This is a genomic window from Pseudaquabacterium rugosum (assembly GCF_038066575.1).
In the GTDB taxonomy this organism is placed as follows: Bacteria; Pseudomonadota; Gammaproteobacteria; order Burkholderiales; family Burkholderiaceae_C; genus Pseudaquabacterium; species Pseudaquabacterium rugosum.
In genome coordinates this window covers 126972-142427 of record NZ_JBBUTF010000003.1, presented here as the reverse complement: position 1 = coordinate 142427, position 15456 = coordinate 126972, and the positions used below count along the sequence as shown (strand labels likewise).

General features: G+C 73.9%; 9 protein-coding genes. 3 read left to right on the top strand and 6 right to left on the bottom strand.

What is annotated here, in order from left to right; translation table 11 throughout:
- Positions 1–118 precede the first annotated feature (118 nt).
- The 3 genes from pepN to prfB form a co-directional block, all read right to left on the bottom strand.
- Entirely contained in the window at positions 119–2830 is a 2712-nt protein-coding gene (gene pepN / locus AACH11_RS03185; protein WP_423228690.1) for an aminopeptidase N, read from the bottom strand.
- A gap of 145 nt (positions 2831–2975) precedes the next feature.
- Entirely contained in the window at positions 2976–3662 is a 687-nt protein-coding gene (locus tag AACH11_RS03180; RefSeq protein ID WP_341372752.1) for an HAD family hydrolase, read from the bottom strand.
- Positions 3663–3673: 11 nt separating this feature from the next.
- Positions 3674–4778 (bottom strand): peptide chain release factor 2 gene (gene prfB / locus AACH11_RS03175; protein ID WP_341372751.1). Its coding sequence is split into 2 segments (ribosomal slippage): positions 3674–4696 and positions 4698–4778, totalling 1104 coding nucleotides; the frame shifts between segments, so codons are not numbered across the junction.
- A gap of 213 nt (positions 4779–4991) precedes the next feature.
- On the opposite strand from prfB, the gene AACH11_RS03170 reads away from it, so the two are divergent.
- Positions 4992–5252, top strand: a complete 261-nt coding sequence (locus tag AACH11_RS03170) for a DUF4212 domain-containing protein (protein WP_341372750.1) — start codon at positions 4992–4994, stop codon at positions 5250–5252.
- Between the two features lie 46 nt (positions 5253–5298).
- Here AACH11_RS03170 and mfd read toward each other — a convergent pair whose 3' ends face one another.
- Positions 5299–8781, bottom strand: a complete 3483-nt coding sequence (gene mfd / locus AACH11_RS03165; protein ID WP_341372749.1) for a transcription-repair coupling factor — start codon at positions 8779–8781, stop codon at positions 5299–5301.
- Positions 8782–8964: 183 nt separating this feature from the next.
- Here mfd and ispD point away from each other — a divergent pair, with 183 nt between their 5' ends.
- Together ispD and ispF are read left to right on the top strand one after the other, a co-directional pair.
- A complete protein-coding gene (gene ispD / locus AACH11_RS03160; protein WP_341372748.1) occupies positions 8965–10185 on the top strand; it encodes a 2-C-methyl-D-erythritol 4-phosphate cytidylyltransferase in 1221 nt (406 codons plus the stop codon).
- 5 nt (positions 10186–10190) lie between these two features.
- Positions 10191–10748 (top strand): 2-C-methyl-D-erythritol 2,4-cyclodiphosphate synthase, encoded by a 558-nt coding sequence (ispF, locus tag AACH11_RS03155; protein ID WP_341372747.1) that lies wholly within the window; start codon positions 10191–10193, stop codon positions 10746–10748.
- Positions 10749–10937: 189 nt separating this feature from the next.
- Here the strand turns inward: ispF and AACH11_RS03150 are convergent, their stop codons facing one another.
- The gene (locus AACH11_RS03150; protein ID WP_341372746.1) at positions 10938–13562 is read right to left on the bottom strand and encodes an efflux RND transporter periplasmic adaptor subunit; all 2625 of its coding nucleotides are present in this window, start codon (positions 13560–13562) and stop codon (positions 10938–10940) included.
- Positions 13559–15133, bottom strand: coding sequence for a TolC family protein (locus AACH11_RS03145; protein WP_341372745.1), 1575 nt, complete (start codon positions 15131–15133; stop codon positions 13559–13561). The genes AACH11_RS03150 and AACH11_RS03145 overlap by 4 nt, the downstream gene beginning before the upstream one ends.
- Positions 15134–15456 lie beyond the last annotated feature (323 nt).

The following is a 15456-nucleotide window of genomic DNA, read 5'->3' as shown; positions in this document are numbered from 1 at the left end:
GGGAACCGGTCACGGGCGGGTGCGGCTCTCGGCGCGCGCCCGCCCGGGCTGAAAGCGGCGCGGCGGCGCGACCCTGGGTCAGGATCGGCCGCCGCAGCGGGTTACACCGGAGTTTCGCTCACGCGTCGAGGGCCTTGCCGACGATCTCGCGCACGTCGGCACTCAAACGTGGGTGGCCGGCGACGCGGGCCACGGCTTCGCGCGCGGCGCTGCGCCAGGGTTCGGCCAGCACGCGCCAGCGCTCCAGGTGGCGGGCGATGCGCGCGGCGATCTGCGGGTTGAAGGCGTCGAGCGCCAGCACCACGTCGGCCCACAGCACATAGCCACCGGCGTCGGCGCGGTGGAAGGCGGCCGGGTTGTCGCGGCAGAAGGTGCTGATCAGGTTGCGCACCCGGTTCGGGTTCTTCAGCGAGAAGTCCGGATGCTGCAGCAGCGCGCGGATGCGCGGCGCGACGCTGCCGGGCGCGCCCAGCGGCTCGGTGGCGGCCGCCTGGATCGCGAACCACTTGTCCAGCACCAGATCGTCGCCGCGGGCGTCGGCATGGAAGCGCTCCAGCGCGGCACCGGCCAGCGCCGAGCCGCCATGCACCAGCGCCAGCAGGGCGCCCAGGCGCTCGGTCATGCAGCCGCCGTCCTTCACGCGCTGGTAGGCGCGGCCCGGCCAGACCTCGTCACCGTGGGCCACGGCGTGCAGCACCAGCATCTGCAGCGCCAGATTGGCCAGCGCGCGGCAGCCGCTCTGGTGGGCGTCGGGGCGGTAGCCCTCGCGCAGCTGGTGGGCATCCCAGGCCCAGGCCCAGTCGGCGTGCAGGCGCTCGGCCAGCTGCGCGCGCAGCTGCTCGCGCAGGCGGTGGATGCGCTGCGGATCGACGGCCTCGACCTGCTCGGCGATCACGCTCTCGATCGGCGGCGTCAGCGCCAGCTCCTTGAAGGCGGCGTCCAGGCCGTCCTCGCGCAGCACCGCGCGCAGGGCTTCGACCAGCGCCTCGTCGAGCGCCGGCAGATCGCCGTCGCCGGGCAGGGCTGCCAGCAGCAGCTCCTGCAGCAGGCGCTGGGCGGCTTCCCAGCGGTTGAAGGCGTCGGCGTCGTGACGCAGCAGCAGCAGGCGTTCGGCGCTGTCCAGGCCGTCGTCGAGCACCACCGGCGCCGAGAAGCCGCGCAGCAGCGAGGGCACCGGGCCGGCCTCACCGGCATCGCCCAGGCCGACGAAGTCGAAGCTCTGCTCGGTCGCGCTCAGCACCAGCACGCGCTCGGTGCCGGCGGGCGCGGCCTCGCCGTCGAGCTGCAGCGGCAGGGCGCGGCCGTCGCGCGCCAGCAGGCCCAGACGCACCGGGATCACGAAGGCCTGCTTGTCGGCCTGGCCGGGTGAGGGCAGGGCGCTCTGCGTCAGGGTCAGGCGCAGGCGGCCGGCCGTCGCGTCCCACCGGGTGCGGGCGCTCAGGCGCGGCGTGCCGGCCTGGGCATACCAGTGCTTGAACTGCGCCAGGTTCGCCGCCAGCGGGCTGTCGGGGTTGGCATCGGCGATGGCCTGGGCGAAGTCGTCGCAGGTCACGGCCTGGCCGTCATGGCGTTGGAAGTACAGGTCCATGCCACGGCGGAAGCCCGCGCGGCCGACCAGCGTGTCCTGCATGCGCACCACCTCCGCGCCCTTCTCGTAGACGGTGGTGGTGTAGAAGTTGTTGATCTCGACGTAGCTGTCGGGACGCACCGGGTGGGCCATGGGCCCGGAGTCCTCGGGGAACTGGAACTCGCGCAGGCGCTTGACGTCGCCGATGCGCTGCACGGCCGCGGCCGACGCGCTGCCGGCCATGTCCATCGAGAACTCCTGGTCGCGGTAGACCGTCAGGCCTTCCTTCAACGACAGCTGGAACCAGTCGCGGCAGGTGATGCGGTTGCCGGTCCAGTTGTGGAAGTACTCGTGGCCGACCACGCTCTCGATGCCGGCGAAGTCGGCGTCGGTGGCGGTGGCGGGGCTGGCCAGCACGTACTTGGTGTTGAAGATGTTCAGGCCCTTGTTCTCCATCGCGCCCATGTTGAAGTCGCTGACGGCGACGATCATGAAGCGTTCGAGATCCAGGCTCAGGCCGAAGCGGGCCTCGTCCCAGGCCACCGAGGCGATCAGCGAGGCCATCGCGTGCTCGGTCTTGCCCAGGTCACCGCGGCGCACGTAGACCTGCAGCAGGTGCTCCTTGCCGGCGCGGCTGGTGATCTTCTGCTCGCGGCAGACCAGGTCGGCGGCCACCAGCGCGAACAGGTAGGCGGGCTTGGGGAACGGGTCGTGCCACTTCGCGTAGTGGCGGCCGTTGTCGAGGCTGCCCTGCTCGACCAAGTTGCCGTTGGACAGCAGCACCGGGTACTTCGCCTTGTCGGCGCGCAGCGTCACGCTGTAGACGGCCATCACGTCCGGCCGGTCCAGGAAGTAGGTGATGCGGCGGAAGCCCTCGGCCTCGCACTGGGTGAAGAAGCCGCCGCCGGAGGTGTACAGGCCGCTGAGCTCGAGGTTCTTCTCGGGCGCGCAGGTGTTGCGGATCTCGAGCGTGAAGGTCTCGGCCGCCGGCGGGTTGTCGATGATCAGCGCGCCGCCTTCCTCGTGGCGGAAGCTCAGGCTCTCGCCGTCGCCCAGGCAGCGCAGCAGGCTCAGGCCCTCGCCGTCCAGGCGCAGCGGCGTGCCGGCCGGGGTGGCCGCATCGCGGGTGATGCGCAGCTTGCTGCCGACCAGGGTCTTGGCCGGGTCGAGGTCGAACGTCAGGTCGACGCTCAGGATCCGGTAGGCCGGGGCGCTGTAGTCCTCACGCCGGATGAGGCCGGTCGGGGCCTGTCCTTCTCGCAACATGTTCAGGGCCTGTCAGGGTGGGGCAGGGCACGCGCGAGGCGGCGTCCGGGCGGCGGGGCGGGATCCGGGCGTGCGGGTCGCGGCGTGGCGTCTGCCGGGTGGGACGGATCTGGCGGTGCGGTCGATGCGGTCGGCCACCGGCTCAGGCCGGCCGCCGTGCGCCGAGCACGTCCAGGTCGAAGCCGGCCAGATCGGGCACGGCGGTGATCAGGTTCGGGAAGGCGGTGAAGGCGGCGGCCGGCAGCGAGCTGCAGACGGCCACCGCGCGCATGCCGGCGCGGCGCGCGGCCTCGATGCCCAGCGGCGCGTCCTCGAACACCACGCACTGCGCGGGCGCGACGCCCAGCCGGCGCGCGGCCTCCAGGAAGAGGTCCGGATGCGGCTTGCCGCGGAAGCCCTGGTCGGGGTTGACCATCGCGCCGATGTCGGCGTCGAAGCCGAAGCGCTGGTAGGCGACCTCGACATTGGGCGTCGGCCCGGCGGTGCAGATCGCCTGGCGCAGGCCGGCGGCGCGGCCGGCCTTCAGCAGCGCGGGCGCACCGGCGATCGGTTGCAGCTCCTGCCGCGCGATGTCGCGGTAGAGCGCCTCCTTCTCGTCGCACAGGGCGGCGATCCCGGCGCTGTCGCGGCCCGGGAACAGCTCGGCCACGATCTCGGGGCCGCTGCGCCCGGCCGTGGCCGCGAAGAAGCGCTCGAGGTCGAAGGGCAGGCCGTGCCGTGCGTGCCACTGCGCCCAGGTCAGGTCGTGCAGCCGCATGCTGTCGATCAGCGTGCCGTCCAGGTCGTACAGCAGGGCCTGGACCGGCAGTGCGTCCGGATCGTGGTGCACGGCCGCCGTCATCACAGGCCCTGCTTGAGGCTGGCCGAGATGAACTCGTCGAGATCGCCGTCGAGCACCTTCTGGGTGTTCGAGATCTCGACGCTGGTGCGCAGATCCTTGATGCGGCTCTGGTCGAGCACATAACTGCGGATCTGGTGGCCCCAGCCGACGTCGGTCTTGGTGTCCTCGAGCTTCTGCTGCTCTTCCAGGCGCTTGCGCATCTCGTGGTCGTACAGCCGCGAACGCAGACGCCGCCAGGCGACGTCACGGTTGCTGTGCTGCGAACGGCCGTCCTGGCACTGCACGACGATGCCCGTCGGGATGTGCGTCAGGCGCACCGCCGAGTCGGTCTTGTTGATGTGCTGGCCGCCCGCGCCGGAGGCCCGGTAGGTGTCGGTGCGCACGTCGGACGGGTTGATCTCGATCTCGATCGAGTCATCGACTTCCGGATAGACGAACAGCGAGGCGAAGGACGTGTGGCGGCCGCCGGCCGAGTCGAACGGGCTCTTGCGCACCAGGCGGTGCACGCCGGTCTCGGTGCGCAGGTGGCCGAACGCGTACTCGCCCTCGACCTTGATGGTGGCGCTCTTGATGCCGGCGATTTCGCCCGGCGTCTCGTCTTCCATCGTCGCCTTGAAGCCCTTGCGTTCGCAGTACTTCAGGTACTGGCGCAGCAGCATGCCGGCCCAGTCGCAGGCCTCGGTGCCACCGGCGCCGGCCTGGATGTCGACGAAGCAGTTGCTCGGGTCGGCCGGGTTGCTGAACATGCGGCGGAACTCGAGCTGCTCGACGAGCGCCTCGAGCTTCTTCGCATCGTCCTCGATGGCGGCGATGTCGTCCCAGGCCTCGTCGGCCTTGGACATCTCGTAGAGCTCGCCGTTGTCGGCCAGATTCGACGTCAGGTGGTCGATCGTGCCGACGACCTCGTCGAGCTGCTTCTTTTCCTTGCCGAGTTCCTGGGCCCGCTTGGGCTCGTTCCAGACGCTCGGGTTCTCCAGCGCGGCATTGACTTCATTCAATCGCAGGGATTTGCGATCGTAGTCAAAGATACCCCCGGAGCTGCTGGGTGCGGGCGCTCAGATCGGCGAGCAGCGAGCCGATGGCGTTGACGTGTTCGATGTCCATGGTGGATCTGCGGACGGGGCGCCGGCCACCGGTGGGTGGCGCGCCCCGCGTGGGGTCGATGGGCAGGGTTCGAAGTCGACGATTCTCGCATGAGGTCCACCCGCGTTCCGGGCCCGCCGGCCGGTGGCGCGGCCGTGCGCCCGGGGTCCGGCCCGGCCTCGCTCGGGGTCAGTCCGGATCGAGTGGCCGCCGACCGCCGGCTAGCATCGGACGATGACCGACCGCGCCGGCTCCCTGCGTCTGTACTGGCACCGCACGCTGCTGGTGACCTGCGTGCTGGTCGGGCTGTGGCTGACGCTGACCGCCGCCGTCGGCCTGTGGGCGCCCGACCAGCAGTTCAGCTTCTTCGGCTGGCCTTTCGGCTACTGGGCCGCGGCCCAGGGGGCGATGGTCGCCTACTGCGCGATCGTCTGGGCCTACGCGCTGCTGATGGAGCGCATCGAGGCCGCCCACGCCGATCCGTCGCTGGATTGAGCCGGCTCGGACCGGGCTCTCGGTCAGCCGTTGGCCCCGTCCGTGATCAGGCCAGCGGCTGACCGAGGGCGCGCAACACGTCGCGCACGAACTGCGCCCGGTCCTTCGGATCGTCGATCGCCCGGTCCACGCGCAGCTTGTCGTTGCCGGCCAGCTTGATCGTCTTGTTCTTCTGCACCAGCTCGATGATGCGCATCGGCTCGATCGGCGGGTTGGGCCGGAAGACGATGTTCATCAGCTTCGGGTTGGCGTCGATCTTGATCACGCCGTAGGGCTTGGCCAGCACGCGCAGGCGGTGGGTGTCGAACAGGGTCTGGCCCTGGGGGGGCAGCTTGCCGAAGCGGTCGGTGACCTCCTCCAGCAGGCGCTCCAGCGTCTCGGGCTTGTCGGCGGTGGCCAGGCGCTTGTAGAGGCTCAGGCGCACGTGGACATCGCCGCAGTAGCTGTCGGGCAGCAGGGCCGGCGCATGCAGGTTGACGTCGGTGGTGGCGCCGAAGATGCCGGTGGGCGACAGCAGGTCCGGCTCCTCGCCCTTGCGCAGCGCACGCACCGCCTCGCTGAGCATGTCGTTGTAGAGCTGGAAGCCGACCTCCATCATGTTGCCGCTCTGGTGCTCGCCCAGCACCTCGCCGGCGCCGCGGATCTCCAGGTCGTGCATCGCCAGGTAGAAGCCGGAACCCAGCTCCTCCATGCTCTGGATCGCGTCCAGCCGTGCCTGCGCCTGCTTGGTCAGCGATTCGGTGTCGGGCACCAGCAGGTAGGCATAGGCCTGGTGGTGGCTGCGGCCGACCCGTCCGCGCAGCTGGTGCAGCTGGGCGAGGCCGAACTTGTCGGCGCGGCTGATGACGATGGTGTTGGCGCTCGGCACGTCGATGCCGGTCTCGATGATGGTCGAGCACAGCAGCAGGTTGTGCTTCTGCGCGGTGAACTCGCGCATCACCGCCTCCAGCTGGCGCTCGGGCATCTGGCCGTGGGCGACCGCGATGCGGGCCTCGGGCAGCAGCTTTTCCAGCGCCTGGCGGCGGTTCTCGATCGTCTCGACCTCGTTGTGCAGGAAGTAGACCTGGCCGCCGCGCATCAGCTCGCGCAGCACCGCCTCGCGGATGATGGACTGGCCCTCGCTGCGCACGAAGGTCTTGATCGCCAGCCGGCGCTGCGGCGCGGTGGCGATCACCGACAGGTCGCGCAGGCCTTCGAGCGCCATGCCGAGGGTGCGCGGGATCGGCGTGGCGGTCAGCGTCAGCACGTCGACCTCGGCGCGCATGGCCTTGATCGCCTCCTTGTGGCGCACGCCGAAGCGGTGCTCCTCGTCGATGATCAACAGGCCCAGGCGCTTGTAGGCCACGTCCGGGCTCAGCAGCTTGTGGGTGCCGACGACGATGTCGATGGTGCCCGCGGCCAGGCCGTCGAGCGCGGCCCGGACCTCCTTGGGCGAGCGGAAGCGCGACATCTCGGCCACCTTGACCGGCCACTTGCCGAAGCGGTCGACGATGGTCTGGTAGTGCTGCTCGGCCAGCAGCGTGGTGGGCGCCAGCAGCGCCACCTGCTTGCCGCCCATCACCGCGACGAAGGCCGCGCGCAGCGCGACCTCGGTCTTGCCGAAGCCCACGTCGCCGCAGACCAGGCGGTCCATCGGCTTCGGTGAGATCAGGTCCTGCACCACGGCGTGGATGGCCGCGCGCTGGTCGGGCGTCTCCTCGAAGCCGAAGCTGGCGGCGAAGGCCTCGTAGTCGTGGGCCGAGTAGCGGTGGGCATGGCCCTCGCGGGCGGCGCGGCGGGCATAGAGGTTGAGCAGCTCGGCGGCGGCGTCGCGCACCTGCTCGGCCGCCTTGCGCCTGGCCTTGTCCCACTGGCCCGAGCCGAGCTTGTGCAGCGGCGCCTCGTCCGGGCTGACGCCGGTGTAGCGGCTGATCAGGTGCAGCTGGGCCACGGGCACGTAGAGCGTGGCCTTGTCGGCGTACTCCAGGTGCAGGAACTCGCTCGGTCCCTCGCCGAGGTCGATGTTGAGCAGGCCCTGGTAGCGGCCGATGCCGTGGCTGGCATGCACGACCGGATCGCCCACCTTCAGCTCCGACAGGTCCTTGATCAGCGCGTCGACGTTGCTGACCTGCTCCTGCTTGCGCCGGCGGCGGGCCTGCGGCGTGCTGGCGAAGAGCTCCGTCTCGGTGATGAACTGGATCGAGATGGCCGGCGGCTGGCCCTCGGGCGCGTCGGCCAGGGTCTCGAACCAGTGGAAGCCGGCGGCCAGCGGCGCGGCGGTGATGGCCACGCGCACGCTGCCGGCCTCGAAGGCGGCCAGGGTGTCGACCGACGGCGGCTCGATGCGGTGGTCGCGCAGCAGCTCCAGCAGGCTCTCGCGCCGGCCCTCGCTCTCGGCGACGATCAGCACCCGCGCGGCCGTGCCGTCCAGGTGCTGGCCGAGGGCGGCCAGCGGCTCGGTGCTGGTGCGCTCGGCGGCCACGTCGGGCAGCGGGCGGGCCCAGGGCGTCTCGCCGCTGCCGCGCAGCGCCAGCGTCGCATGCCGGTTGGCGTTGGCGTAGAACTCCTCGGCGCGCTGGAACAGCGCCTCGGGCGGCAGCACCGGCCGGTCCGGGTCGGCGTTGACGAAGCGGTGGCGCTCGCGGGTGTCGGTCCAGAAGCGGTCGAGCGCGCCGTCGACCTCGCCGTGCAGCACCAGCGCGGCCTGCTCGCCGAGGTAGTCGAAGATCGTCGCCGTCTGGTCGAAGAACAGCGGCAGGTAGTACTCGATGCCGGCCACCGCAATGCCCTGCGCGATGTCCTTGTAGATGCGGCAGCGGGTCGGATCGCCCTCCAGGCGCTCGCGCCAGCGCTGGCGGAAGGCGGTGCGGGCGGCCTCGTCCATCGGGAACTCGCGCCCGGGCAGCAGCCGCACCTCGGGCACCGGGTAGAGGCTGCGCTGGCTGTCGGGGTCGAAGACGCGGATCGAGTCGACCTCGTCGTCGAACAGATCGACCCGGTAGGGCACGGGCGAGCCCATCGGGTAGAGGTCGATCAGGCCGCCGCGCACCGCGTACTCGCCGGGCGAGACGACCTGGCTGACGTGGTTGTAGCCGGCCAGCGTCAGCTGGGCCTTGAGCGCGGCCTCGTCCAGCCGCTGCTTCTGGCGGAACAGGAAGGTGGTGCCGGCCAGGAAGGACGTCGGTGCCAGCCGCGTCAGCGCGGTGGTGGCCGGCAGCAGCACCACGTCGCAGCCGTCATCGCCGGGCTGGCGGCGGTGGATGCGCCACAGCGTGGCCAGGCGCTCGCTGATCAGGTCCTGGTGCGGGCTGAAGCTGTCGTAGGGCAGGGTTTCCCAGTCGGGGAAGACCGTCACCCGCAGGCCAGGGGCGAAGAAGGGCAGCTCGCCGGCCAGGCGCTGGGCGTCGGCCGGATCGGCGGTGACGATGGCCGTCAGCCGCCCGGCGGCGGCCTGGGCCTGCGCGTGGCGCGCCAGCAGCAGCGCGTCGGCGGAGCCGATGGGCCGGGGCAGCGTGTAGCGTTTGCCGGGGGCGATGACGGGCAGGTGCATGTCGGCTCGGGTCGGAGATCGGGGTGCTCGCGCGGAGCGCGCGTGCGGGGCGGTGCCGGATCGGCCGGGTGGGGCGCGGCGGGGGCAGGGCGGTGCGCCGTGCCCGGCAACGACGACACGCCCCGGAGCGGGGGGCTCGGGGGCGTGATCGGCGATCTGGCGCGTGAATTCTAGAATCCGCCGATGACCCCACCGAACGACCGAGCCGCCGACGCCGCGGCCTCCGACGGCCCCGCGCCGACGGCCCTGCCGCTGCCGACCTTCCCGATCGGCGCCCTGCCGCGCTGCTTCGCGCTGGTGCCGTGCGCCGGCTCGGGCAGCCGCTCGGGCTCCTTCGTGCCCAAGCAGTACGCGCCGCTGGGCGGCGATCCGCTGGTCGCCTACACGCTGGACGCGCTGGCCGAGGTCGAGCGCATCGAGGCCACGCTGGTGGTGCTGGCGCCCGACGACGACGTGTTCGACGACGAGCTGCCCGGCTTCCAGGGCGAGCGCGGCTGGACCGCCCGCGTCGGCGGCGCGAGCCGCGCCGAGACGGTGCTCAACGGCCTGCAGGTGCTGCGCGAGCGCGGCGTGCAGCCGCACGACTGGGTGCTGGTGCACGACGCCGCGCGCTGCCTGGTGCGCCCGGCCTGGATCGAGCGCCTGATCGACGCCTGTGCGGACGACGAGGTCGGCGGCCTGCTGGCGCTGCCGGTGCCCGACACGCTGAAGGCCGGCGATGCCGACCTGCCGCCGCCGGTGGCCGGCGGTGCGCCCGCGCCGGCCGGCGAGGTGCGCGTGGCCCGCACCGTCGCGCGCGACCGCATGTGGGCGGCGCAGACGCCGCAGATGTTCCGCCTCGGCCTGCTGGAGCCGGCGCTGCGCAGGGCGCTGGCCGCCGATCCGGCCGGCGTCACCGACGAGGCCTCGGCCGTCGAGGCCGCCGGTCACGCGCCGCGCCTGGTGCGTGGTGAGGCCGAGAACCTGAAGGTCACCTACCGCGAGGACTTCGCCTTCGCCGAGCGCCTGCTGGCCACCAGCCGTCGCGCGGCCGAGCTGCGCCCGGTGCTGCCGGTGGCCGACCTGGCGTTGGCCGAGCTGTTCTACACCGACATGGGCTTCCAGAAGGAGTTCAGCCGCGGCGGCATCGCCGGCTTCAAGCTCGGCCAGACGCAGATCCTGCTGCGCGCGGTCGATGCCGCGGCCACGCCGACGGCCCTCGGCGGCGAGCCGCTGACGATCCATCTGACGCTCGGCGACCTGGACCGCTTCTGGACCCGCATCGACCGCGAAGGCCTGGCCCAGCGCTATGTCGTCGCCTGCGAGCCGCCGGTGCTGCGTGCCTGGGGCCTGAAGGAAATGCTGTTGCACGACCCGAGCGGCAACCGCTGGCGCATCAGCGAGCGGCTGCGGCTGCCGGAGTGATGGCCATGAACGAACGCGACACGAGCGCCCATCCCGCGGCCGCCGCGGCGGCGACCCCGTCGACCCCCTCGACCCCGGCCTGGCCGGCCCTGCGCATCGGCGAGGGCTGGGACGTGCACCAGATGGTCGCCGGCCGGCCGCTGGTGCTCGGCGGCATCACCATCGCGCACAGCCACGGCCTGCTCGGCCACAGCGACGCCGACGCGCTGCTGCACGCGCTGACCGACGCGCTGTTCGGCGCGGCCGCGCTCGGCGACATCGGCCGCCACTTTCCCGACACCGACCCGGCCTTCAAGGGCGCGGACTCGGGCGTGCTGCTGGCCGAGTGCGGACGCCGCGTGCGCTCGGCCGGCTGGCGCATCGTCAACGTCGACACCACCATCGTCGCCCAGGCGCCGAAGATGGCGCCGCACATCCCGGCCATGGTCGCGCGCATCGCCGAGCTGCTGGAGATCACGCCGGCGCAGGTCAACGTCAAGGCCAAGACGGCCGAGAAGCTGGGCCCGGTGGGCGAGGGCCTGGCGATCGAGGCCAACGCGATCGCGCTGCTGATGGCGGCGTGAGGGCCGCGCCGGAGTGGCCGCGGCTGTCGCCGCCGGGTACTTCGGCGGTCCTCGGGCTGCCCTTGGGTGGGGCCTCGTCGGGGCTTCGGTGCGGCTTCGGTGAGCTTTCGGCGGGCGCCTTCGCCGGGCGCCTTCCGCGGGCCTCGGCAGGCGCTGCGCGGGCCGTCCCGAACGCCGTCCGGCGCGCCGTCAGCGGCCGGCCACCGGGGCGGTGGCCGGGGCCGCCGTGACGGGCGCCTGCAGCTCGCCGCGGGCCAGCAGGCCGGGGCGCAGCTGCAGCACCGGTGTCTCGCCGGGCTTGACCGGGGCGCCGGCCGGCAGCTCGACATGGACGATGCCGGTGCGCGTGCGGGGATCGACCTGCGGGTCGACCAGCCGCACCTGGCCCTGCACGACGCGGCCGTCGGGCAGGCTGAGCCGGGCCGGCGTGCCGGGGGGCAGGGCGGCCAGTTCGGCGGCGGGCAGTTCGGCCCGCCACTCCAGGCGGCCATCGCGCAGCAGGCGGTAGAGCTCGGCACCGGGCGCCGGCACCGCACCGACGGTGGCCGGGCGCTGCAGCACCAGGCCGTCGAAGGGCGCGCGCACCTGGGCCTGTTCCAGTCGCAGCTTCTGCGCCTGGCTGCCGGCCTGGGCGGCCCGCAGTCGGGCCTTGGCCGTCTGTTCGGCCGTCAGCATCTGGTTGACCGCCTGGGCGCTGAGGGCTCCGCTGCCCTGCACCTGCCGCGCCCGCTGGGCATCGGCCTGGGCCGCCAGCAGCGCGGCCTCGGCCTCCGCGAGCCGCGCATCGGCCTGGGCCAGGTCCGCCCGCGCCGTCTCGGCGGCAAAGGACGCCAGCAGCTGTCCACGCCGCACCCACTGACCGACTTGCGCATGCAGCTCGGTCAGCCGGCCGATCGGCTGCTCGGCCGCGACCACGACCTCCTGCCAGGCCACGATGTGGCCGCTGGCCGGCACGCTCCGCGTGCGGCCGGTGGTCGGGGTGGCGCTGGGTGTGGCGGTCGGCGATGGGGTGGCCTGGGATGGGGCGCGGGGGGTGGCTGGTCCGGGGAGGGCGGGGGGCTGGGCGGCGGTCCGGGCGATGGCCGGGTTCGCGGCCGGGGCCGTTGTCTGGGCGGCTGCCTGGGCCACGGTCTGGGCCACGGTCTGGGGCGCCACACCGCCGCGGGGGGCGTTCGTGCCGGGCACGGGCAGGCCTGCGGTGGGGGCTGGCGAGGGCTCGGGTGAGGCCGTGGGTGACGTGGCTGGCGCGAGGGCCGGCACGAGGGCCGGGGAGGGCGGCTTGACGCCGGACGGCCCCTCACGGCCCGTGGGCGCGGTGGGTGCCGTGGCCGACGCGGTGGTCACAGAGGCGGGCACGGGGGCTGCCGCTGGGCCGGTCGCACTGGCCGCACTGGCCGCGCTCACCACGGGAACACCCGCCGAGCTCGCCGCCGTCGTGACGGCCGCCGCCGCCGAAGCGCTCGCGTCCGCCGCGACGGGCATCCCGTCCCCCAACGGGCGCGCTGGCGCGCTGGCCACCCGGCGCAGCGGCAAGGGGCTGGCCGGGGCAGGGGCCGGTGGCGGGGTGTGTTCGACCAGCTGCTGGTAGCCCCAGCCGATGGCACCGATGGCGGCCAGGGCCATCGCGGCCGGGCCCAGCCACGGCACGGCGCGGGCCATCGGCGAGGCCTGCGCGGCGTCACCGGTGTCGCCGAAGCCGGTGGATGCCGGCGCGATCGGCTCCGGGCCGCGTCCCGGGCCCTGTGGGCGCGCCTGTGGCGTGATGATCTCGACCTCGCCCGCGGGCGGCCGCTCCGCCCTGGCGGCGGGGTGTGCGGCGGCGTGTGCGGCGGCGCTCCGCGGCGGCAGACCGGTGCTGCCGCGGCGCGGGGGGCGGGCGATGGCGGCGGGGGCCGGGGCTGCGGCCCCCATCGGATGCAGGGCCTCGTGCGCGGCGGTGGCCCTGCTGTCGTGTCCGGTGTCGTGTCCGGCCGGGGCGCCGGCGGCCGGCAGGCCCGTCGCGGCTGGCACCGGGTTGCCCGGCGTGCGCTGGCTGCGGCGATAGGCGGCCTCGCGGGATTCGTAGGGGCTGACGGGATGGCGCAGCGGTCGGCCGAAGGCCCGTTCCGCCGCCGCCACCGCATCGGAGCCCAGGGCCTCCGGTCCGGCCGCTGGAGCGCCCGCGTCGTCCGGCTCAGGCACGGCCGTCGCGGCGATCCTTGGGGGGGTGATGGGTGCAGCGACCGGCGCGTGGATCGGCACGGCGACCGGGCTCCCCTCGGCGCCGCTGGTGGCGACCGGGGCGGGCGCGGCCGGCGGCTGCGCGGCCACGGGGCCGGGGCCGGGCCGCGCCCGGGTGGGCTGAGGGGGCTGCGCGGGCTGCGACGCCGGCGTGGAGGCCACCGGGCGGGCCGCTGGAGACGGCGGGCGGGCGGCGGGCGGCTCGTCGTCCACGATGTCGAGCATCGAGTCTTCGTCGAAGACCGGCACCTGGCGGCGTGCGGTGCGTGAGGGGGCGCCGCCCCGCCGTGCCGCGGCTGCACCCGGTGCACGGGTTTCCTGAGCCGCCTGGACCTCCTGGCTCTCCAGGCGCCGCGCCTGCGCGCTGCGGCCGACCGGTGCGGCGTCCGGGAACATCTCGGAGGCCGCGCCCACGCCGAGGCCCGGCGCCGACGGCATGGCCCAGACCGAGTCGCTGTCGGCGGCCGGCGGTGTGCTGACACCGCGCCAGTCGGTGACCAGCGTGGGCTGGAAGACCGACAGGTCGTCGTAGGCCGAATCGCGCGGGCGACCCAGGCGCTGACGCAGGCTGTGCCAGAGGCGGAAACGGCTCATCGGGGAACTCCAGGGGATGAGGGATCAATCAGGGATGGGCGGAACGCGTTGCCGCGGGCCGGCGCCGGGGTCGGGGCTGGATCGGGCGCCCCGCCGAGGGCGTGGTGCAGCGCGATCCAGGCCTGCAGCCGTTGCAACTGGCAGGCGATCAGGGTCTGTTGTGCGGTCAGCGCGTCGCGTCGGGCAGCCTCGGTCTGCAGCCGGTCGCCGAGTCCGGCGGACTCGCGCCGGCGCGCCGCCTCGTGGGCCCGGCCGAGCGCGTCGGCGGCCTGCCACAGCGGCGTGAGGCGACGGCCGGCGTCGGCCAGATCGGCCTGCGCCTGCTGCACCTCCTGCAGCGCGCGGCGCAGCGTGCCCAGCAGGGCGGCGCGGGCGGCGTCGTAGCGGGCGCGGGCCGCGGCCGTGCGTGCGCCGGCGGCCCCGCCGTCGAGCAGCGGCAGGGTGATCTGCAGGGGCCCCAGGCTCCAGATGGCCCCGCTGTCGCTGCCGGTGAGCGCGCTGTCGTGGCGGCCGACGCCGATCAGCCCCGACAGGCTGACCCGCGGCCAGCGGGCACTGGCGGCCAGATCCTGACGTGCCGCGGCCTGCCGCAGGCGGGCGATGGCCTGGCGCAGATCCGGGCGGGCGGCCAGCAGTCCGGCCGGTAGCGTGCCGGCGTCCCCGGCGGGCGCCACCGGCAGGCGGCCGGGCTGCTCGGCCAGCCAGCGGCCCAGGGTGTCGGGGGGCAGGCCGGTCAGGCGTTCGAGCGGCAGCAGCAGGCGGTCGCACCGGGCCTCGACCGCCAGCACGCGGGCCTCGGCGCTGGCGACGGCGGCGCTCGCGCGTGCGCGGAGCGCGTCGGCCAGCAGGCCGGCGTCCGCCAGCCGTCCCTGGTCCTCGGCGCTGCGCTGCCAGGAGCGCAGCAAGGCCCGCTCCAGCAGGGCCAGCGCCTCGCAGCCGCGCCGTGCGACATAGGTCTCGGCCGTCTCGACCGCCAGCGCGGCGGCCGTGGCCGCATGGCCCGCGCCCGCCTCCTCCAGCGCGGCCTCGCTCTGCGCGCGGGTGGCCGCGCCGCGGCCGGACAGGTCGGGTTCCCAGCGCCCCTGCAGGGCCAGGGAGGCCGCGTCGTGCAGCGCCTTGTCGCGGTCGGGTCGCCCGCGGCGCACGCCGCCGGTCAGCTCGATCTGTCCGGCATCGACGGCTGCGGCCACGCGACGTTCCGCGCGCGCGGCCTCCAGCAAGGCCTGCGAGACCGCCAGATCGGCGCTGCGCTGACGGGCGATGCTCAGCAACTGGGCCAGCAGCGGGTCATCCCAGCCGGCCCAGCCCACGGCCGCATCGTCGGACCCGCGGGCCGCGGCCCAGGCCTCCAGGGCATCGCCTTCGGCCGCGGCCGTCCAGCGGGCGGGCAACTGGGCGCGCATGGCCTGCAGATCCTCGTCCGGGCGGGCAGGCTCGGGAACGCCCTGGCGTGGCCCTGCGCAGGCCACGCAGGCCAGGGCCAGCACGCCGATCATCCAGCGCGCGCGCCGCAGCCGCCCGTGGCCGGGGGCGGCGGACGACAGTGGCGATGAGAGGACGGACGCGGGCATGGTGACGGCAGGCGGTGCCACGTTCCGTGCGGGCGGACGGCGGACCCAGTAGACGCAGATCTGGCGTCAGGCTCATGGCATGAACCCACGCGGCGGCCGCATGATCACTGAAGCACGGCCTCGTCCGGCGGACGAGGACCCCCGTCCGCAGGGGGGGCGGGCGGCAACAGTTCACGAACCGGGCCGGACCGTGGCGGACCCGGATGACCGCGAGCGGCGTGGACAAGTTCGCATGTTCGGGGGGGCGCTGCGGGCCGCCAGGAAACCGGATGAAGCTTCTGTCAGCAGTTGCAAGCAAAGCGTATCCGGAGGTATCCGTGGTG

Coding starts and splice junctions, on each gene's coding strand:
- AACH11_RS03150 (WP_341372746.1), bottom strand. CDS start 13,562: ATGAGCCGTTTCCGCCTCTGGCACAGCCTGCGTCAGCGCCTGGGTCGC.
- AACH11_RS03145 (WP_341372745.1), bottom strand. CDS start 15,133: ATGCCCGCGTCCGTCCTCTCATCGCCACTGTCGTCCGCCGCCCCCGGC.
- mfd (WP_341372749.1), bottom strand. CDS start 8,781: ATGCACCTGCCCGTCATCGCCCCCGGCAAACGCTACACGCTGCCCCGG.
- ispF (WP_341372747.1), top strand. CDS start 10,191: ATGAACGAACGCGACACGAGCGCCCATCCCGCGGCCGCCGCGGCGGCG.
- AACH11_RS03170 (WP_341372750.1), top strand. CDS start 4,992: ATGACCGACCGCGCCGGCTCCCTGCGTCTGTACTGGCACCGCACGCTG.
- ispD (WP_341372748.1), top strand. CDS start 8,965: ATGACCCCACCGAACGACCGAGCCGCCGACGCCGCGGCCTCCGACGGC.